Genomic DNA, 21,756 nt, shown 5'->3' on the forward strand with positions numbered 1-21,756 from the left:
CGCGGAGCTAAGGCAATAAGCCAGCTGCCTCAACTAAATTGTTCGATATTTCAATCAAAATAATTAAATTTGTTTGTAATATCAGTTTATTGATAAAATGAGCAGATAAAAACAAATCGTTTTCCCTAAGTATAACAAGCTTATGGAGCAGGTAGGTGAAAACATAAAACTGGCCAGGAAACGTCGTAAATTAACAACTATTCAGGTTGCGGAGCGGGCCGGCATTGCACGCTCGACATTATACCTTATAGAAAAAGGCGATACAAGTGTAACCTTCGGTGCTTATCTGAATGTACTTCGGGTCCTGGGTTTACAGCATGATGTATTGAAATTAGCCGCGGATGACGAATTGGGCAGAAAATTACAGGATCTGGAACTCTTGAAGTAAACGATGGCAAAAAGCAAGTTTGATATATTTGTATACGCCCACTGGAAGGGGATGCCTGACCCGAAATTTATGGGAATCCTTTGTGCTCACTATGGCAAGGGTAAAAAATCATTCAGTTTTGAGTATGATAAAATGTGGCTGAAATCAGAGCATCTGCAGTTATTAGACCCCGACATCCATTTTTTTGCTGGCACACAATACGCTAACGATAGAGAAAACTTTGGGATTTTTTTAGATAGTATGCCAGATACCTGGGGACGGACATTAATGAAAAGACGTGCCGCTCAGATTGCGAAAGAACGAAAAGAAAGTGTCCCAATATTGTACGATATTGACTATCTACTAGGCGTATATGACGAATGCCGTATGGGAGCACTACGTTTTAAAACTAGTCCTGATGGCCCTTTTTTAGATGACAACACAGATAGACCTACTCCCCCTTGGTCCTCAATCCGTGAGTTGCAATACGCAGCAGATCGATTAGAAACGACGACCAAAATGCAGATCTAAAAGAATGGCTAGCTGTTTTAATGGCTCCGGGTTCTTCATTAGGCGGAGCAAGGCCCAAAGCCAATATTCTAGATGAAAATGGTGAACTGTGGATTGCCAAATTTCCTTCTAAAAACGATACTTATAACAAAGGGGCCTGGGAATTCTTAGCTTATCAACTAGCAGTTCAAGCGGGGATTCATATGTCGTCAAGTAAAATAGAAAAGATAGCGGGCAACCACCACACGTTTCTCACCAAACGTTTCGATAGAGAAAAGAAAGATCGTATCCATTTCGCATCAGCAATGACAATGACAGGTAATAACGAAAGTACTTTACGCGACAGCCCTGCAAGTTACTTAGATATCGCCGAATTTATCCAGAGCTATGGCGCCAATGTAGATGATAATCTCCAGCAGCTTTGGAGACGGATGGTCTTTAATATCGCTATATCCAATACAGATGATCATCTTCGAAATCACGGTTTTATCCTGACCGATGAAGGATGGGTACTATCTCCGGCTTATGACCTAAACCCCTCAGTTGAAAAGGATGGGTTATCATTAAACATCGATATGGACAATAACTCTTTAGATTTTGATCTGGCATACAATGTGGGCAAGTTTTTTAGACTCAATCAGAATCAAATGCACCGCATTCTCTCAGAAGTTTTGGAAAGCGTGCAGCAATGGGGAAGTCTTGCCGAAAAAATTGGAATTTCGAGAGCAGAAAGAGAACTTATGAGCGCAGCATTTAGGATATCGCATTAAACGATATCAGATAACATCCAAAATATGGGGTAGGCAACTCAGGCCCCCACAGACCCAACAAAGCAAATGGGAGCGGATCTCAAAGATGCCGCTCCCATCAGCGCCAAAGCGATGATGCAAGGCTCAATCCATTATCGATCTGATCGCGGGATTAATCACGCCATGCTTTGTAGGTGTTGATCAGGCCATTTGTGGATGAATCGTGGCTGCTGACAGGCTGGCCATCTTCCAGTTCGGGAAGAATGTTGTTGGCGAGCTGCTTGCCAAGCTCGACACCCCACTGGTCAAAGCTATAGATATTCCAGATCACCCCCTGCACAAATATCTTGTGCTCATAGCAGGCGATCAGCCGTCCCAATGTGCGCGGCGTCATTTTCTTCAATAAAAAGGAGTTGGTCGGGCGGTTGCCTTCAAATACTTTATAAGCTTTCAGTTCTTCGATTTCAGCAGCCGATTTTCCCGCTTTCTGCAGTTCGGCAACGACTTCCGCTTCGGTTTTGCCGTTCATCAGGGCTTCGGTCTGCGCAAAGAAGTTGGACAGCAAAAGCTGATGATGGTTGCCGATCGGGTTGAGGCTATTGGCGGGCGCGATAAAATCACAAGGGATCAGTTTGGTACCCTGATGGATCAGCTGGTAAAAAGCATGCTGTCCGTTGGTTCCGGGCTCACCCCAGATGATCGGACCCGTCTGATAGTCGACCTGCTCGCCATTGCGGTCAATATATTTGCCGTTGCTCTCCATATCCCCCTGCTGGAAGTAGGCGGCAAATCGGTGCATATACTGGTCGTAAGGCAGGATCGCGTGGCTCTCGGCACCAAAGAAGTTATTGTACCATATGCCCAATAGCGCCAGAATGACGGGAATATTGGACTCGAATGCTGCTGTTTTAAAATGCTCGTCGGCATCATATGCACCAGCAAGGAGCTGCTCAAAATTATCGAAACCGATCGCCAGGCTTATGGAAAGGCCGATTGCAGACCACAGCGAATAACGTCCCCCTACCCAGTCCCAGAACGCAAACATATTCTGCGGATCTATGCCAAAGGCCTGTACCGCCTGGGTGTTGGTACTCAATGCGGCGAAATGCCTGGCCACATCTTGCTGGCTGCCACCGCTCCGCAAAAACCAGTCTTTGGCGCTTTGTGCATTGGCCATGGTCTCCTGTGTGGTGAAGGTCTTGGAAGCAATCAGGAACAAAGTGCTTTCCGGATCCACTTTTTTAAGTGTTTCGGCGATATGCGTTCCGTCGACATTCGAAACAAAATGCACATTCAAGCGGGTTTTGTAAGCTTTCAATGCTTCTGTCACCATCACGGGGCCCAGGTCAGAGCCACCGATACCAATGTTAACGACATCGGTAATCTGCTTGCCAGTATAACCTTTCCACTGGCCAGAAAGAATATTTTCGGTAAATGCTTTCATCTGCGCCAGCACCTTTCTAACCTCTGGCATAACGTCTTTTCCGTCTACCAGCACCGGCTGATCGGACTGGTTTCTCAAAGCCGTGTGTAATACTGGTCTATTTTCGGTCACATTGATTCGTTCGCCGGCAAACATGGCCGCAATGGCTTCGGACAACTGACATTCTTTAGCCAAATTGATCAATAGGGATAATGTCTCCGCATCGATGCGGTTTTTGGAATAATCCAGCAAAATATCGTCAAAACCTATGGAAAATTTGTCAAACCGTGCCGGATCCGCTGCAAAAAGCTCCCGCAGGCTTTTTGAGCTGATCGTCTTATAATGGTCTGCCAGCTGATGATAGGCTTGTGTTTTTGTAAAATTAATTTTTGGGAACATACTGTTTTTGTTATTATTTGTTTTAAATCGTCAATAAGAACCTTGGGCATCGCCTCCCTACACAGGCAACAGCGGCACAGCAAGGTTTGTTCAGTTGATGCTACCAAAACTAACAAAAAAACGTCAAAAGTTTGTATCTGGTACAAAGCTGATCCTGCCAGCCCCGTCGTAGCCAACACAACAGGATAATAAAGTACCTTATCGGTAAGCTACAGCATCAGGCCGCATCTCCGCTCCTGATTTTTTAAATTAAATTTTATACATTCGCTGTATGACAAAAGAACAAATTCAAGACTTGAGGGATCGTGTTACTTCCCTGAGGAGGCATCTTTGACATTGATGTCCGCAAAGCAGAAATAGAAAGAGACCAGGCCATTACACTGGAGCCTAATTTTTGGGATGACTCCAAGGCTGCGGAAAAAATCCTTCTGGCCATCAAAAACCAGAAAATATGGACCGACCATTTTGATGAAGTCGCCGCTGCTGTGGAGGACACATCGGTGATGTATGAGTTTTTTCAGTCGGGCGACGCTACCGAAAAGGAACTCGATGAGCAGTATCAGCTCGCACTGGAAAAGGTGGAGGAACTGGAGTTCAAAAATATGCTCAGTGCTGAGGAGGATCAGCTGGATGCCATCCTGCAGATCACGGCCGGTGCCGGCGGCACCGAGAGCTGTGACTGGGCAGCCATGCTCATGCGCATGTACATCATGTGGGGCGAGAAAAATGGCTACAAAGTCACCGAACAAGATTCGCAGGAAGGTGATGTGGCAGGTATCAAAAGCGTGACCTTACAGATATCCGGCGACTTTGCCTATGGCTACCTCAAGGGTGAAAATGGCGTACACCGCCTGGTGCGTATTTCGCCATTTGATTCCAACGCCAAAAGGCATACTTCATTTGCCTCTGTCTATGTGTACCCGCTGATCGATGACAATATTGAAATCGACGTCAAAGACTCGGAAATCGAATGGGACACGTTCCGTTCGGGCGGCGCCGGTGGGCAGAACGTCAACAAAGTCGAAACCGCGGTACGCCTGCATCACAAACCTACAGGCATCATCATCAAGAACCAGGAGTCCAGATCACAGCTGCAAAACAAGGAAAATGCCATGCGCCTGTTGAAATCGCAGCTCTACGAGATCGAAATGCGGAAACGTCAGGAAGCCACTGCAGCAATTGAGGGTAGCAAAAAGAAAATTGAATGGGGATCCCAGATCCGCAACTATGTGCTGCACCCGTACAAACTGATCAAAGACCTGCGTACCAATTACGAAACATCGAATACACAGGCCGTGCTCGACGGCGATCTGAACGATTTCCTCAAAAATTACCTGATGGAATTCGGCAGCTGAACGAGCTTCGATGAAAGATAAACATATCCCAGTACAGAGGCGCTCCAGACAAGGGGCGCCTTTTTTTATAGTCCCCCCGCCCTGCCCCTTTTCGTACACAGTCTGCTGTCAGCATCAGGCTTTTTTGTGTCACGAAAAAGTTTGAAACGTTAAAAAATCTTAAAAGTCGAGTCTGCCGCTAGTCTGTCGTTTTTAGTTAAAAATCGGTGTAATTACCAGTAAATACTATTGATTATCAAACATTTACAAACAATTATATTGTATCAAGAACGTTACAATTAGCATGCTTCATCATTTTTTGGCACAAAATAAAGGCATGTGTTTTGCGTTTATGGAAATCGTAATATTTTCATTACAAAAGCGGCATATCCCCTGGCGGGATGAATTAAAAAGCCAGGGACTGTGCACAGCAACAAAAAGAGAATGTGTATCAAAAAATAGAACGGTTATGAATTACATGAAAGAAAACTCCATCGTATCGAAGCAGCTGACCACTCCTTGGCAGCCTGCTGTATACGACGTAAATGAAGAGCAGCAGCGATCTCAGGCAACAGCAAAGAAAGCCGAAGACAGCAATTTTGGATTAAAAGAATACGGAATTTTTGGCGCTACCTTTATCGTACTATTTGCATCCGTGTTTGGCGTATACATGTTGCAGCCTGATTTTGATGCTTTGCGTTTCCAGCGTCTGGACAGTCTAGGTGGTACGCTCTTAATCGGGTTTGGTATATTCCTGGCAGTGGTGGCCATCAGCTTCCTGATATTTTTGGTTGTCCTGCACCGCAGGTACAAACCGATTGCTTCGGTTTCGGACGAGGAACTTCCGACCTGTACCATTATTGTGCCCGCTTATAATGAAGGACAGCTTGTTTATGATACGCTACACAGTCTTGCAGGCAGCGACTATCCTGAGGAAAAACTTCAGATCATCGCTATTGATGACGGTAGTAAGGACAATACTTTTGCCTGGATACAGCGTGCCAAAATGGAGTTGGGTGACCGGGTGGAAATATATCAGCAGCCCAAGAATATGGGCAAGCGCCATGCGTTATACCGTGGTTTCCACTTAGGTACTGGCGAGGTGTTCATCACCGTTGACAGTGACTCTGTGGTCAAGAAAGACACGATCCGTAATATGGCCAGTCCCTTTGTGACCAATAAAGAATGCGGTGCCGTGGCCGGTAATGTGCGCGTGCTAAACACGAAGAAAGCGATCATACCGCGCATGCTGAATGTTAGTTTCGTATTCAGTTTTGAATTTGTACGGTCGGCGCAGAGCATGCTCGGCACCGTAATGTGTACTCCCGGAGCGCTATCCGGTTACCGCAGGGAGGCGGTGATGAACTGTCTGGAAGACTGGATCAACCAAACCTTCATGGGTCAGCCCTCTGACATCGGTGAAGACCGCGCCATGACCAACATGATCTTGAAACAAGGTTACCATGTGCTGTTTCAGTCGAATGCTTATGTCTACACCGATACCCCGGTACGTTACCGCAATTTATATAAAATGTTTATCCGCTGGGAACGAAGCAACGTGCGTGAAAATATCATGATGAGCCAGTTTGCATTCAAAAACTTCCGGAAAGGACCTAAATGGGGTGCTCGCATCCTACTGATCATGCAATGGAAAAAGGTATTGCTTTCTTACCCTTTGATGCTACTGATGCTCTGGACAGTATTTCACTATCCGCTGATGTTCTTGAGCTCCACGCTCGTGGGGATCTTAATCTTCTCGAGTATACAGGCATATTTCTTCGCATCCAAAAACTCAGACGCCAAAGAGGCTTTCTGGGCGTACAGCTACAGCATTTTCTACGCTTTTAGCTTATTTTGGATTACACCTTATGCAATTGCAACAGCAGGACGACGGGGCTGGTTGACAAGAGGCTAATTTCAACGTAAAGAATGTATCTTTACCTTAAATAAATGTATGAAAGATTTTCAGATTAAAAAAATTGCCATCATTGGACAAGGATATGTGGGACTGCCGCTGGCCCTGGCGTTCGCTGATTTCTTTCCGGTGATTGGCTTCGATATCAACGAAACACGTATTCATGAACTTAAATCCGGTATTGACCGGACATTGGAGACCGATGCCGACGAACTCATGCGGGCGCGGAATCTGTATACGGCATCCGGCAGTAGCAAAGGTTATGATGCAACTTCAACGATTGAAGACATCGCCGACGCCAACGTCTATATCGTAACCGTGCCGACGCCTATTGACCGGTATAATTCACCGGATCTATCGCCGCTGCTATCGGCATCGAAGATGATTGGCGGACTGCTCAAGGCCGGCGATTTGGTGATCTATGAGTCTACCGTGTATCCGGGATGTACCGAGGAGGAATGTGTGCCTGTCCTGGAAAAATGCTCGGGATTAACGTTTAATCATGATTTTTTTGTCGGTTATTCTCCGGAGCGTATTAATCCCGGCGACAAGGTCAATTCACTTCAGAAGGTCATGAAAGTGACTTCGGGCAGCACGCCTGAAGCAGGAATTGCGGTGGATGCGTTATACAGGACTATCATTGAAGCAGGCACCCACCTGGCTCCTTCCATAAAAGTTGCCGAGGCCGCGAAGGTCATTGAAAATGCACAGCGCGATGTCAATATTTCTTTCATGAATGAACTGGCGCTGATCTTTGACCGCATTGGCATAGATACCCAGGACGTCCTTGACGCTGCCGGCACAAAATATAATTTTCTGCGTTTCAAGCCGGGATTAGTGGGCGGCCACTGTATTTCGGTAGACCCATATTATCTCGCGCAAAAGGCAACACAGCTGGGATACCACCCGCATGTGATTCTATCCGGCAGGGAGGTGAACGACCATATTGCTTCATTCATCGCCTCCAAAGTGGTCAAACTTATGATCCAGAAAAATATAAAATTTGAAGGCGCCAGAGCGCTTGTGCTGGGCATCACGTTCAAAGAAAACTGTCCTGACATCCGCAATAGTAAAGTGATCGACATGATTCAGGACCTCAAAGAATTTGGCCTCCATGTAGATGTCTATGATCCTTGGGTAAATCCGGAAGAACTGAAGAAACATGCCGGCATCAGCCTGCTGGAGGCACTGCCGGAATCGGATTGCTATGACAGCATTATCCTGGCAGTGGGACACCGCGAGTTCGTACAGCTCGACCTCAAAAACCTGAAAAACGACCCTGCCGTCGTCTTTGATATCAAAGGCATCCTGGACCGAAACCTGGTCGATGCCCGGCTATAACATAGACAGCCGAATTTTTAAACCGTGACAGACACATTCGGAATCGTAAGCTTTTCTCCAGGGAATAGCTTACGATTTTTTTTATCATTAAACAGAGGTTTCAAACGGACATTCGCAAATAATAAAAACAGGCGATCGAATTGTAAATCGCCGAATCAATTACCGTTCTGAGAGCTATATTTGAGAGAAAATACATGCTATGTTTAAAAAATATAAGTTTAGTAAAAACCCTTTACACTACATCTATGCCCTTATATGGCTGGGCCTTTTTGTTTATTTCGCTATATACATGCTTTCTGGTAAAATGTTTCAGCCTGAAAATGGAAAAATTCACATCGTAGCCATACTCATTGGCTGGGTAGTGGAGTACCTGGGACTTGTGCTGACCGGTATTCTTATCGTACTCATTGGTGTATACGTATCGTTGCGCACGATGCTGGTAAAAAAAGAAGCTGAAGGCCATTAAATTCTCAGTTATGAAATATTATCTCATCATTTTGCTCAATATCGTGTTATATGCTACCACATCGGCCCAACTCAAGGTTTATAACCCGGGCGCTGAGCAAGGCCCAAAGCAGTTCACTGGACAGTTTGGAGACACATTGAAAGTAGATCTTAAAACGATACATTTGGATCCGGAGAGTATTTTCAACATGCCGTCTGATAGCGGGGAATCATCTCCACCGTACTAATGCAGATCCTTGGAGGATATCAGCCCGCGGATAAGAGCGCTCGAGTAAACGATAACGAGCGGGGACCGAGAGTGTAAAATGAACGTGTCAAGATTAAGAAATAAGTATTAATTTAGACATAGTATTATGGACATCAGAGAAACAGAGTTAGACTTTGAATCAATGAAAGAGAAAGCGCTGCGCCAGCTGCGCAGCGGAGAATCACTCTACGGGAAAGACGGGGCATTCGCTCCGCTATTAAAGAAGTTTTTGGAAGCTGCACTCGAGGCCGAGATGGATGCCCATCTAGATGAGCCTGAGCGCATGCGAGGCAACCGCCGCAACGGCAAACAGCACAAGCGCCTTCGTACCTCGGACGGTACGATCGAGCTGAGCACACCGAGAGACCGGCATTCAAGCTACGATCCGCAGCTTGTCAAGAAGCGGGAGACGATCCTAGCGGACAGCCTGGAGAAGAAGATACTGGGGATGTACGGCCTTGGGATGAGCTTCCGTGACATCAGCGAGCATATCAAGGTGATGTACGACACGGAGATCAGCCACAGTACATTGTCGGCCATTACGGACCGTATCATACCGGAGGTCAAAGAATGGCAGTCGCGGAGCCTGGACCGTCTTTACACGATCGTGTGGATGGATGCGATGCACTATAAGGTGAAGCAGGACCACCGGGTTGTTTCCCGTGCGGTATACAATGTACTGGGCATCGACCGCCACGGCCACAAGGAGCTTCTGGGGATGTATGTGTCAGAGAGCGAGGGGGCCAACTTTTGGATGGGCGTACTGACCGACCTTCAGAACCGCGGCGTTGAGGATATCCTGATCGCCTGTATCGATAACCTCAACGGGTTCGCCGAGGCCATTCAGGCGATGTTCCCCAAGACGGAGGTTCAGACCTGTGTGGTGCACCAGATCCGCAACAGTCTGAAATACGTCGCCAGCAAAGATCAGAAAGAATTCATGAAAGATCTTAAACCGGTCTATCAAGCAGATACCTTGGAACAGGCCGAACTGCGCATGGATGAACTGGAGGCCAAGTGGGGCAAAAAATATACCGTGGTCATCGATTCCTGGCGGCGTAACTGGGAAAAACTGACGGCGTATTTCCGGTATGACAAGGCCATCCGAAGACTGATCTATACCACCAATACGATCGAGGGCTTCCACCGTCAGGTCCGCAAGGTGACCAAGACAAAAGGGGCTTTTACTTCGGATATGGCGCTGCTGAAACTGATCTATCTGGCGCACCAGAACATCAAAAAGAAATGGACGATGCCTTTGGCGAACTGGGCGGTAACGGCACAAAAACTGGCGATTTGGTTTCCCGGGAGAATGGTGCTAGATTTGCGGTAAGCGCAAGGGGTGATTTCCAGCCCCGCAGGGCTGGAAATCACCCCTTGACACAGTTCATTTTACAGACCCATTTATTTTGAAATATTCTAAATTACAGCGTCTTATAAAAGAGAGCAGACTTTTTTATTAACTTTGTTAAGTGAAAAAAATGTTTTCAATATTATTATTGTCTGTGTATTTAATTTCGACAACTGAATTAGGTCAGTTATTGAAGTTTCCTATACTTATAGAGCATTATTTCGATCACAAAGAAAAAAATCCGGAGGTTACTGTTTTGCAATTTTTGGAAGTTCATTACGCCGGGAACCATCTAGAAAACCATCCACACGATGACGATTATGAACAAGACAAACAATTACCGTTTATCGTACATATCGATGTTTTGAATATCAGTTTTGTACTTGCCTCCCCTTTTAGTATTGATATAGAAACCAAAAAACTTGTAGGCAAAGAACCCAAAACCTTGCCTTTGGACGATACATTTTCTGATAACAATTACCTTTCTGCCATCTGGCAACCTCCGAAATTCTGTTAATCTTTTTTGATGTCCACGATGAATCCTTTCATCGTGCATTTGCTGTTTGATAATACTTTCATTCGGGCAGTCGGTGTATTTTGTGTCCGCCTGTAGGATTGATCATGTATTGGAAACGTCAAATCTCTTTATTTATCATTTACGATTAACAGAATAAATTATGCTTACAAAAATCATTGAGTTTTCTGTAAAGAACAAACTCATTATAGCATTATTGGTTCTTGGTTTAATCGGCATTGGCTCTTATCAGGTAAGCAAATTACCGATTGATGCTGTGCCGGACATTACCAATAATCAGGTGCAGGTTATTACAATCGCTCCGTCTTTTGGGGCAACCGATATCGAACGTCTGGTTACTTTCCCAATTGAACAGGCGAACTCCAATATTTCCGGACTCAAAGAAATCCGCAGTTTCTCCCGTTTCGGATTGTCCTTGGTTACCATTGTTTTTGATGATGGTATTGATGTGTATTGGGCAAGACAACAAGTGGCAGAGCGGCTGCAACAGGTTCAGCATGAAATTCCGCAAGGTATCGGAACACCGCAATTAGGGCCGATTTCTACCGGTTTGGGCGAAATCTATCAATATGTCGTTCGTCCTAAAGAAGGTTTTGAACAAAAATACGACGTTACGGAACTCCGTACCATTCAGGATTGGATTGTGCGTCGACAGCTACTTCAGGTCAAAGGCGTAGCGGAAGTCAGCAGTTTTGGCGGTAAATTGAAGCAATACGAGATTGCCGTGAATCCCGACCGACTTAATGCTTACGGCATTACCATCAATGATGTTTTTGATGCACTGAATGCCAATAACCAGAACACCGGCGGTGCTTATATCGAAAAAGGGCCAACCGTTCTCTACATTCGGAGCGAAGGTTTGGTGGGCAATATTGAGGATATTCAAAACATTTCCATTACCAATAAAAACAACGATGTACCGCTGTTTATCCGAGATGTAGCTGATGTCAAAATTGGTTTTGCCACCCGTTACGGAGCGATGACTTACAACGATCAGGGCGAAGTTTCCGGTGCGGTGGTGATGATGCTGAAAGGTGCCAACAGTAGTCAGGTCATCAAAGATGTAAAAGCCAAAGTGGCTCAAATCCAGAAAACCCTGCCCGAAGGCGTGGTGATAGAACCCTTTCTTGACCGTACCAAAATGGTGAATAATGCCATCAGCACGGTAGAGAGAAACCTTCTGGAAGGTGCTTTAATCGTGGTATTTGTCCTCGTTTTATTTCTCGGAAATTTCAGAGCCGGCTTGCTCGTGGCTTCGGTGATTCCACTAGCAATGCTTTTTGCCATTTGTATGATGAACCTTTTCGGGGTGAGCGGCAATCTGATGAGTTTGGGTGCACTGGATTTTGGATTAATCATCGACGGAGCAGTCATTATTGTAGAAGCCGTCCTGCATCAGTTATCCCTCAATCCTAAGTTCAAGAGCCTGCTGAAAATTCCGTCCAATGATATGGATAGTGTAGTTACAGAATCTGCCGGAAGAATGATGAACAGTGCAGTTTTCGGACAAATTATCATCTTCATTGTGTACATTCCGATCCTAACATTGCAAGGGATTGAAGGGAAAATGTTCCGCCCGATGGCAGAAACGGTGGCGTTTGCATTATTAGGTGCATTTCTGCTTTCCCTAACCTACATTCCGATGATGAGTTCGGTTTTGTTGAAGAAAAGAAGTTTAAAACCTTCGTGGTCGGACAGGGTAATGAAGAAAGTAGAAGCGCTTTATTTGAAAACCTTGCTGAAAGTTTTACGCATTCCGAAAACCATTTTTACCATAATCGGGATATTGTTCATCACGGCAATAATTCTGCTAAGCAGAATGGGCGGCGAATTTATTCCGTCTTTGGAAGAAGGTGATTTTGCGGTGGATACCCGCGTTTTACCGGGCAGCAACCTTACCACCACGATTGAAAGTACGCAAAAAGCAGCCCATATCTTAAAAACCCGTTTCCCCGAAGTGGAAAAAGTGGTCACCAAGATAGGAAGTGGAGAAGTGCCTACCGATCCGATGCCAATGGATGCTTCGGATATGATGGTCATTCTGAAAGACAAAAAAGAATGGACTTCCGCCAAAACGTTTCCCGAATTATCAGAAAAAATGAGCAAAGCACTGGAAGATGTGCCCGGTATTACAGTTGGTTTTCAGTATCCGGTAGCGATGCGTTTTAATGAACTGATGACTGGTGCAAGACAGGATGTGGTCATCAAAATCTTTGGCGATAATCTGGATTCTTTGGTGCAAAATGCCAACCAACTCGGTAAAATCATTGAAACGGTAAAAGGTACACAAAACCTTTATATAGAACCGGTTTCCGGGCTTCCGCAGGTGGTGGTAAAATACAATCGTCACGTGATTGCTCAGTATCATCTTTCTGTTGCAGGTGTCAATCGGGTGATTAATACCGCTTTTGCCGGACAGAGTACAGGTTTGGTTTTTGAAGGCGAAAAACGCTTTGATATGGTAGTACGCCTGAATGCCAGTGACCGAAAAAACATCAATGATATTCAAAATCTATTGGTTCCAACACCTGCAGGCAATCAGATCCCGCTCAATCAGCTGGCAACCGTAGATGTGGTGGAAGGTCCCAATCAAATTCAACGTGAAAATGCACAACGCCGTATTGTCGTCGGCTTCAACATCAAAGACCGTGATGTGCAAAGCATTGTGGAAGAATTGCAGGGTAAAGTGGACAAACAGATTAAACTTCCGGCCGGCTATTCTATTACGTATGGCGGTTCTTTTGAAAATCTGAACAACGCCAAACAACGGTTGATGATTGCCGTTCCGCTGGCATTGGCATTGATATTTGTCCTGTTGTTTATGGCGTTCAGGTCGATTAAAGAAAGTCTTCTGATTTACACCGCCATTCCGTTGTCGGTCATCGGAGGTGTATTTATGTTGAATTTACGCGGAATGCCTTTCAGCATCAGTGCTGCCGTTGGTTTTATCGCTCTTTTTGGCGTAGCGGTTTTGAACGGTATTGTATTGATTTCAGAATTTAACCGACTGCATAAAAACGGCATTAGAAATATCGTCAGAATTGTGATTGATGGCGGCGAAAGCCGATTGCGTCCGGTGTTGATGACCGCAGCCGTTGCCTCCCTCGGCTTTATCCCGATGGCAATAAGCACAGGTGCTGGAGCAGAAGTGCAGCGACCTTTGGCGACCGTGGTAATTGGCGGACTGATATTGGCCACTTTGCTCACCCTTTTTGTCCTACCGCTTTTATATGTCAATATCGAAAATGGATTTAAAATGAAAAAACCAAAATCTAAACATGTCGCCTCTGTTCTGTTGATTTTTATGCTGTTTTCAGGAATAAAAATGAAGGCACAAACCATAATTTCTTTAGATGAAGCCGTGCAAACAGCGTTACAAAACAATCGCAACCTGAAAAATGAAAAACTGCGTTCGGATTATGCCAAAGCATTGATTAAAACTTCTAATGCCGATATTCCGCAAACCGCAGTTACAGCAGATTACGGACAAATAAATAGTGCATACAACGATATGAAATTCGGGATTTCACAGAGCATCGCTTTTCCGACTGTGTATCAGAAACAGAAAAATTTGCATTCCGAAGAATGGAAAAAAAGCCAGTTGAATGTTTCGCTTAAAGAATTTGAACTGAAAAAAGCCGTCAGCCAAAGTTATTTCCAGATGGTGTATTGGAAAGATAAGGAAAAATTGCTGAATGAAACGTTGCAACTGTACACCCAATTTTTAGACAAAGCCAGTTTGCGTTTAAAAGCAGGAGAAAGCAATATTCTGGAAAAAACAACGGCTTCCAACCAAAAATCGTCGATTGAGATTCAGTTGAAACAAGTGCAGCAGGAAATAAAAACCTTGCAGTTGCAGTTCAGTTGGTTGCTCAATTCCGAAACGGAATATCTTCCTTTGGAAAATTCTAGACCGGTTCTTTTGCTTCAGGAAAATGCTTCGCATCCCTTGTTACATGTATTGGAACAGCAAAAAACGGTTGCCGGCAAACAAACCGAAGTGGAAAAATCCAGACTTCTTCCGGGTTTGCAAATCGGTTATAATCTCAATTCGTTGAAAGGTATGGGACCTGATGATAAACTGTATTCTGCTACACCACAGTTTCATTCGGTGATGGTAGGTGTTGGCATTCCAATATTTTCAGGCGGACAAAAGGCAAGAATTCACGCTTCTAAAGTGGCGGAAAGCATTGCGGAAAACGATTGGCATAATACGGAATTTGCATTAGAGAAAAAACAGCAACAGCTCAAGCAAATGTATCAAACGAATCTCGAAATCATCAACCGTTACGAAACTGATGAACTGAAAAATGCAGACATCATTACCAAAACAGCACAGCAACAATTCATTAACGGAGAAATCAATTATCTGGAATTTGTAATGCTCGTCAATCAGGCAGTTTTGCTCAAAAGCAATTATGCAGATGCCCTATTGAAACTAAACGAAAGCGTGGTTGAACTGAATTATATCACGCTTCAGTAGTTGATGAACAGGATATTTTAAACAGTAAACAGAATTTTTCAAATCAATATATAATTAGACAAGAAAATGAAAATATTAAAATTATACGGTTCTTATTTTTTGGTCTTGATAGTACTGCTTTCCGCAGTTCAATGTCAACAAAAACAAGAAACCACCGCCACCAAAACTGCAAATCCGAAAGACGAAAACACGGTTATTTTCACCGATGCACAGTTACACAATACCCCCATTGAAACCGCGGAACTGTCGATGCAGCATATTTCCACCGTATTGAAACTCAACGGTAAAATTGATGTACCACCGCAAAATCTGGTTTCCGTAAGTACACCGCTGGGCGGCTATCTGAAAAGCACCCGCCTTTTGCCAGGGATGAAAGTAGTTAAAGGTCAGTTAATTGCCGTTATTGAAAATCCGCAGTTTGTACAGTTGCAGCAGGATTATCTGATGGCAAAATCCAAATACCACTTTGCCCAACTGGATTATAACCGACAAACTAAGCTCAACCAAAGCCAGGCAAGTAGTGATAAAGTGATGCAGCAGGCACAATCCATTATGAGCGATCAGCAAATTCTGATGAATTCCATTGCCCAGCAACTGAAGTTGGTCAACATAAATCCGGCTAAGATATCTGCCGGAAATATTCAGCAGAGCGTACCTGTCTATAGTACCATCAACGGTTTTGTGAGCAAGGTGAATGTGAATGTAGGCAAATATGTAACGTCTTCGGATGTGCTGTTTGAACTCATCAATCCTTCTGATATTCACCTCAATTTAAAAGTGTATGAAAAGGATTTGGAAATGCTGAAAACCGGGCAACAGATTGTGGCTTATACCAATGTAGATCCTTCAAAAAAATATGCCGGTGAAATTTTGCTGACGAGTAAAGACGTGGACGGAAGCGGCATGGCTGAGGTTCATTGTCATTTTGAAAAATACGATCCTGCACTCATTCCCGGAATGTATATGAATGCAGAAGTGAAAACAGAAAATTCTTTTGCCAATGCTATTCCGGAAGAAAGCGTGGTGGATTTTGAAGGGAAAAGTTATGTCTTTACAGAAACCGGGAAACAGACCTGGAAGATGGTCCCGGTCACATTGGGAATTTCCGAAAATGGCTTTGTTGAAATCCTCAACTTTGCTGATTTTCAAGGTAAGAAAATCGTGGTCAAAAACGCCTATACCTTATTGATGAAGTTGAAAAATACCAGTGAAGATGAAGAATAACAGTCAGATAAAATCTGATATAAAAATTTAAAATAATGAGAAATTCAACAAAAATATTTACCCCGCTTCATCGTGGTTTACACTGGGGCACAGCTCTACTAATGACGGTTTTGTTTATCACCGGATTTCTTCGGATCAACTGGATGGGTAAAAAAGCCATTCTGGGAGCTATTGAAAAAAATATGCAAGGCATTGATTTAACCAATGAACAAACCATCGGAACAGTAAAAAGCATTCTGGCCCCTATGTGGCAATGGCACGAATATGCAGCGTATGTTTTCTTTGTAATCATTGCGGTTCGCATCATTTATATGTTGGTAAAGGGCATTCGTTTTCCAAATCCTTTTTCGGCAAATACATCAGCAAAAGAAAAATTTCAGGGATTTATTTATCTGCTATTTTACTTGTTTGTGATTGTTTCATCCATCACCGGAGCCTACCTGAAATGGTGGAATGGAGACCTGAAAGATACAATGGAAACCATTCATAAATGGGCAATTTACTGGTTTTCGATTTTTATTATTTTGCATTTTGGCGGGATTTGGCTGGCAGAAAAAACAGCTCAAAAGGGAATTGCTTCCAAAATGATTGGCGGAGATGATTAATAAATTTAAGAATGAGACATTTATTATTGATACTCATATTGTGCGTTTATCAATTGGGAATAGCACAAACGGATAGTTTGGTAACAGGTCAAAAGATGGATCAATCATTTGACCACGCCTATCAATTTAAATATAAAAAGCTGATTGTACCTTCTGTTTTTATCGGATACGGAATACTGAGCCTGACGTCTGATGATCTGAAACAGCTGAACCGTTCCACCCAATATGAAATTGGGGAGCATCAGCCGGATAAAATAAAACTGGATAATTATACCCAATACGTACCTGCAATATTGGTTTATGGATTAAATGCTATTGGACTTAAAGGAAAACATAATTTAAAAGACCGAAGTATTATTTTAGGCACATCACTGTTGATTTCAAGTGCTGTTGTATTACCTACCAAGCATTTGGTAAAAGAAGAACGACCGGATGGTTCTAATAATTTGTCGTTTCCTTCGGGACATACTACAACTGCTTTTACAACAGCACATTTTATGTTTCGGGAATATCAGGATGAAAATATTTGGTTAAGTTTGACTGGTTATCCGATTGCTGTTTTTACGGGAGTTTATCGGATTTTTAATGACAAACATTGGGTAGGTGATGTGGTTGCCGGTGCAGGAATTGGTATTCTCTCTGCAGAAGTTGCTTACTGGTTGTTCCCGAAAGTCAGTCAATTATTTTCAAAAGATCATAGCAAAAATAGTGCTCTTGTATATCCCTTTTATCAAAATAAAACAATGGGATTAGGTTTTTCTTTAAACTTTTAACTTTATAAAAATGAAAAATATATTTAAATTCATTCTCGTTCTCAGCATTGCCTTAGTGGCACTTGTTCTGGAATTTATTCTGAAAGAACCCTATTATGCTAAAATCTTAATTTCGGCAATCGGCATTTTGATGTCCATTGTTCTTCTTAAAGGAATGATCGATGTGATTCGTTCCGGGAATTTTGGAGTGGATATTTTGGCGATTTCTGCCATTGCAGCAACCTTAGCCGTTGGTAATTACTGGGCGGCACTCATTATCCTTATTATGATTACCGGAGGTGATTCGTTGGAAGATTACGCTCAGAAGAAAGCCCGAAAAGATTTAAAATCACTGCTCGATAACACCCCCCGAATTGCCCATAAAAAAACAGGTGACGATTTAGAAGATGTTCCGGTGGATGATATTAAAATCGGCGACCTTATCATCGTAAAACCCAAGGAAATTATTCCCGTGGACGGAATTTTACTGAGTGAAGATGTGCTGCTGGATGAATCTTCGCTCACAGGCGAATCCAAACCGGTCAACAAAACAAAAGGAAACAGCCTATGGTCGGGTTCCGTGAATGGCTCGGGAGCCATTACCATTCAGGTTTCCAAACTCGCCAAAGACAGCCAGTACCAGCAGCTCGTGCAGTTGGTTCATCATTCCGAAAAAGAGCCTGCTCATTTTGTACGAATGGCGGATCGGTATGCTTTGCCTTTTACCATCGTTGCCTTTTTGATTGCTGGAATTGCTTATTTGATTACCAAAGATCCTAATCGCATTGCTGAAGTTTTGGTGGTGGCTTCACCCTGCCCATTAATTCTTGCAGCTCCCATTGCCTTGATCGCAGGGATGAGCCGTTCCAGCAGAAATGGCGTGGTGATAAAATCCGGAACCGTCATCGAAAAGCTGGACAGAATGAAAGCCATTGCCTTCGATAAAACCGGAACCTTAACCAAAGGCGATCTTATCGTGGACAACATCAACCCGGAAAATCCTTATTCGAAAGACGAACTGATTGATTTTGTAGCCAGCGTGGAACAGCAATCTTCCCACGTTTTGGCGGTTTCGGTGATGAAATATATCGGCGATAAAACGATTCTTCTGGCAACAGATTTAAAGGAAATAGAAGGAAATGGTATTGAAGGAAAAGTTGATGGCAAACTGGTGAAAGTAGGTAAACTGAGTTTTGTAACGGCTGAACCCATTCAAATTAAAACGGAAAAAACCTCGTTGTTTGTTTCGGTGAATGACAAATATGTTGGGGAAATCACCTTTATCGATGAGGTGCGTCCCGAAGCCCGGCAAACCATTGCCCAATTACTAAAAATGGGTGTCCAAAAAATTATGATGATTTCCGGCGATAAACAAAGTATTTCTGAAAACATTGCCAAAGAAATTGGCATTACGGAAGTGCACGGTGGCTGTTTGCCTCAAGACAAACTGAAAATCCTGAAAAGTATGCCCGACGAATTTCGCCCGGTTGTAATGGTGGGTGATGGCGTGAACGATGCACCGTCGTTAACCGTTGCCGATGTAGGCATTGCGATGGGTGCTAAAGGATCGAGTGCCGCCAGCGATTCGGCTGATGTGGTGATTTTAAGAGACAATCTGCAAAAAGTGAGTGATACTATTCTCATTTCCAAAGAAACGATGAAGATTGCCCGTCAATCCGTTTTCATTGGCATTGCCGTTTGTACCGTGCTGATGCTGATTGCAGCCTTCGGTGTTTTACCGGCATTGATTGGTGCAGGATTGCAGGAAGTGGTGGATGTGATTTCCATTACCTCGGCATTAAGGGCTTTGAAGGACAGAACGTAACCACAACATTTGTTAATTGTCAGGAAAACCTTCAAAGGTGAGACTGTAATTTGAACTGTGTCAACGGAATAATTCGATAAGATTATTTATATTCAATTATTCAAACGACACGGTCATGAAAGAAAAAGACCCATTTGATTTTTCGTTAGTGTTTGTTTTAAAAAGAACTCAAGAGGGCTTTGCCGTTTTGAACGCTTCAAGGCAGAAGCCATGCAAGGTCTTTACGAAGGTAAAAGTTTGTCTCCCAATGATGGCGTTCTAGCGCCGTTGATGAAGCATCTATTGGAATCGATGCTGGATGGCGAACTGGAGAACCACCTGAACGAAGAAAAAGCTTCGGGCAATAGCAACCGGCGCAACGGCAAAACAAAAAAGACAGTCCGGGGTCTCAATACCGGAACTTTTGAGCTTGAAACAGGACGGGATAGGTCAGGAACGTTCGAACCGAAAGTGGTACCAAAAAGACAGTTAATCATTACCGAACAGCTTGAAGGCCATGTACTGAGCATGTATGCTAAAGGAATGAGCACACGGGCAATAAGTGAGTTTATCCGTGAAATGTACGCCATGGAGATCTCTGCCACGGAGATATCCCGGATTACCGAAAGTGTGTTTCCTGCTGTGAATGAATGGCGGAGCAGGCCATTGGAAGCGGTGTATCCTTTTGTCTTCCTGGACTGTATGCATTATAAAGTCCGTCAAAACGGTACCGTAGAATCAAGAGCTATTTATAACATACTGGGAGTGGGTATGGATGGTAAAAAAGAGCTGATCGGACTTTATAGTTCAGAAAATGAAGGGGCGAAGTTCTGGCTTTCGGTTCTTACTGACCTTAAGCAGCGTGGCGTGGAAGACATCCTTATTGCCTGTATTGATGGTCTAAAAGGATTCCCAGAAGCCATAGAAGCTATTTTTCCGAAAACAAAGATCCAACTGTGCATTGTCCACCAGATCAGAACAAGCATGCGGTACGTAACCGAGAAAGATAAAAAGCTTGTAATGGATGATCTAAAGCCGGTCTATAAAGCCGTAAACGAAGAAATGGGGTATGAAAACCTCCTATCTTTCGAAGAAAAATGGGGCAGGAAATACCCTCTCGCTGCCAAATCCTGGATAGATAACTGGACCAACCTTTCCACTTTCTTTGAATACGAGGATCAGATTCGCAAGATCATATACACAACAAATCCGATTGAGGGTATGCACCGCCAGATACGGAAGATCACCAAGTCTAAAGGAGCTTTCAGCTCTGAACAGGCTCTAATGAAGTTAATGTATCTGATTATAAAGGATATTTCTAAAAAATGGACGATGCCAATGCACAATTGGGGGTTGACCATATCCCAACTTTATATTAGATTTGGGGATAGGCTCAAACTGGAAAGAGGTATTTAAGTTTTAAATCCAATGACACAGTTGGCGTTACACTCCCGGCTTTTCTGTTGTTACGATTATTTAGGACTTTACATCTAAACGTAAAGCCTTCTTATAAGTTACTAACCAGCCACGTCCCCTCATCCCCAAACCGAGGACAGTATAAGTTCTCCGTATTTGGCAACCAATCACCCCCATACGACAGCGGGTCTTCCATGACCATCCAATTCCCTGCCGTCGCATCCCATCCATAATGCTCACCTTTCACCAATCCCCTTTCCAAATCACCAAGATGTCCATCAGTACGTGCAAGGCAAAAAGTACGCAACTCTACCGCTGGATAACGTTTTAATAATGCCGCAGCGATTGCACGAACCGTTGATCCGGTTGTCACTACATCGTCCATGATCCAAACCCGTTGCTGTCCCCATCCAAATACAGGCGCCAATTCATACGCACCGTCCATGGCCCGTTCCCTTTGTGCGCGGTTCATACCCCTTAGTTTTTCCGTCTTCCACTTTTTACGAATAATGTCCGGCGAATAGGCACATCCTGACTTCTCAGCAATAAACCTGCAAAGCGCATCCATCGGTTTAGGGTCGGAACGCCACAGTACCGCCGTTTCCTGATGTCCGAGTGCCCGTACCAGTATGTCGCCTTTACCCAGACCAGCCTGTTGCAAGGCCAGCAGCGCAACCTCAGCCCAAGCTGCGATATGCAACGTATCGCCCTCTTTGAATTTCAGGATGCTCTTTGATATCCCATCATGACCGGATGAGGCAGCACGGTATCCACACAGGTAATGCAGTGGAATCAACCGATCCGCCATGGCAATGTGTTGTTTGGGAAAATCCATG

The 21,756-nt window shown here is 44.0% G+C and carries 17 protein-coding genes; 15 read left to right on the top strand and 2 right to left on the bottom strand.

From position 1 onward, the window contains the following. Positions 1–142: 142 nt before the first annotated feature. The 3 genes from FGL37_RS07025 to FGL37_RS25715 are packed head-to-tail and all read left to right on the top strand — an operon-like array spanning position 143 to position 1,647. Entirely contained in the window at positions 143–388 is a 246-nt protein-coding gene (locus FGL37_RS07025) for a helix-turn-helix domain-containing protein (RefSeq protein ID WP_051606702.1), read from the top strand. 3 nt (positions 389–391) lie between these two features. Then, entirely contained in the window at positions 392–898 is a 507-nt protein-coding gene (locus FGL37_RS25710; protein ID WP_232048648.1) for a hypothetical protein, read from the top strand. A 20-nt stretch (positions 899–918) separates the two neighbouring features. After that, positions 919–1,647, top strand: coding sequence for a type II toxin-antitoxin system HipA family toxin (locus FGL37_RS25715; RefSeq protein ID WP_232048649.1), 729 nt, complete (start codon positions 919–921; stop codon positions 1,645–1,647). Between the two features lie 151 nt (positions 1,648–1,798). Here the strand turns inward: FGL37_RS25715 and pgi are convergent, their stop codons facing one another. Then, positions 1,799–3,448 (bottom strand): glucose-6-phosphate isomerase, encoded by a 1,650-nt coding sequence (gene pgi, locus FGL37_RS07035; RefSeq protein ID WP_028069383.1) that lies wholly within the window; start codon positions 3,446–3,448, stop codon positions 1,799–1,801. 271 nt (positions 3,449–3,719) lie between these two features. On the opposite strand from pgi, the gene prfB reads away from it, so the two are divergent. From prfB to FGL37_RS07095, 12 genes are all read left to right on the top strand, one after another. Further along, positions 3,720–4,803, top strand: a protein-coding gene (gene prfB / locus FGL37_RS07040; protein ID WP_138096728.1) for a peptide chain release factor 2 whose coding sequence is annotated in 2 segments (ribosomal slippage) — positions 3,720–3,779 and positions 3,781–4,803 — 1,083 coding nt in all. Because the reading frame shifts where the segments join, the coding sequence is not laid out codon by codon here. Positions 4,804–5,251: 448 nt separating this feature from the next. After that, the gene (locus FGL37_RS07045; RefSeq protein ID WP_197734457.1) at positions 5,252–6,697 is read left to right on the top strand and encodes a glycosyltransferase family 2 protein; all 1,446 of its coding nucleotides are present in this window, start codon (positions 5,252–5,254) and stop codon (positions 6,695–6,697) included. 39 nt (positions 6,698–6,736) lie between these two features. Continuing rightward, entirely contained in the window at positions 6,737–8,038 is a 1,302-nt protein-coding gene (locus FGL37_RS07050; RefSeq protein WP_028069386.1) for a nucleotide sugar dehydrogenase, read from the top strand. Positions 8,039–8,237: 199 nt separating this feature from the next. Next, positions 8,238–8,504 carry a hypothetical protein gene (locus tag FGL37_RS07055; protein WP_028069387.1) on the top strand — a complete coding sequence of 89 codons (267 nt, stop codon included), beginning with the start codon at positions 8,238–8,240 and terminating at the stop codon, positions 8,502–8,504. A 352-nt stretch (positions 8,505–8,856) separates the two neighbouring features. Further along, the gene (locus FGL37_RS07060; protein ID WP_028069389.1) at positions 8,857–10,083 is read left to right on the top strand and encodes an IS256 family transposase; all 1,227 of its coding nucleotides are present in this window, start codon (positions 8,857–8,859) and stop codon (positions 10,081–10,083) included. A gap of 148 nt (positions 10,084–10,231) precedes the next feature. Beyond that, positions 10,232–10,618, top strand: coding sequence for a hypothetical protein (locus FGL37_RS07065; RefSeq protein WP_051606704.1), 387 nt, complete (start codon positions 10,232–10,234; stop codon positions 10,616–10,618). 160 nt (positions 10,619–10,778) lie between these two features. Beyond that, a complete protein-coding gene (locus FGL37_RS07070; protein WP_028069391.1) occupies positions 10,779–15,119 on the top strand; it encodes a CusA/CzcA family heavy metal efflux RND transporter in 4,341 nt (1,446 codons plus the stop codon). Positions 15,120–15,185: 66 nt separating this feature from the next. After that, the gene (locus tag FGL37_RS07075) at positions 15,186–16,343 is read left to right on the top strand and encodes an efflux RND transporter periplasmic adaptor subunit (RefSeq protein ID WP_028069392.1); all 1,158 of its coding nucleotides are present in this window, start codon (positions 15,186–15,188) and stop codon (positions 16,341–16,343) included. Positions 16,344–16,378: 35 nt separating this feature from the next. Continuing rightward, a complete protein-coding gene (locus tag FGL37_RS07080; protein WP_028069393.1) occupies positions 16,379–16,948 on the top strand; it encodes a cytochrome b/b6 domain-containing protein in 570 nt (189 codons plus the stop codon). A gap of 11 nt (positions 16,949–16,959) precedes the next feature. Further along, on the top strand, positions 16,960–17,721 hold the full coding sequence (locus FGL37_RS07085) for a phosphatase PAP2 family protein (RefSeq protein WP_028069394.1): 762 nt from the start codon (positions 16,960–16,962) through the stop codon (positions 17,719–17,721). Between the two features lie 10 nt (positions 17,722–17,731). Then, a complete protein-coding gene (locus FGL37_RS07090; protein ID WP_028069395.1) occupies positions 17,732–19,525 on the top strand; it encodes a heavy metal translocating P-type ATPase in 1,794 nt (597 codons plus the stop codon). Positions 19,526–19,735: 210 nt separating this feature from the next. Next, positions 19,736–20,920, top strand: a complete 1,185-nt coding sequence (locus tag FGL37_RS07095; protein WP_051606705.1) for an IS256 family transposase — start codon at positions 19,736–19,738, stop codon at positions 20,918–20,920. A 91-nt stretch (positions 20,921–21,011) separates the two neighbouring features. On the opposite strand, the gene FGL37_RS07100 is transcribed toward FGL37_RS07095, so the two are convergent. Continuing rightward, positions 21,012–21,755, bottom strand: coding sequence for a ComF family protein (locus tag FGL37_RS07100; protein WP_138096730.1), 744 nt, complete (start codon positions 21,753–21,755; stop codon positions 21,012–21,014). Between the last annotated feature and the right edge of the window lies 1 nt (position 21,756).

The sequence above is a fragment of the Sphingobacterium thalpophilum genome, from assembly GCF_901482695.1.
GTDB classification, from domain to species: domain Bacteria; phylum Bacteroidota; class Bacteroidia; order Sphingobacteriales; family Sphingobacteriaceae; genus Sphingobacterium; species Sphingobacterium thalpophilum.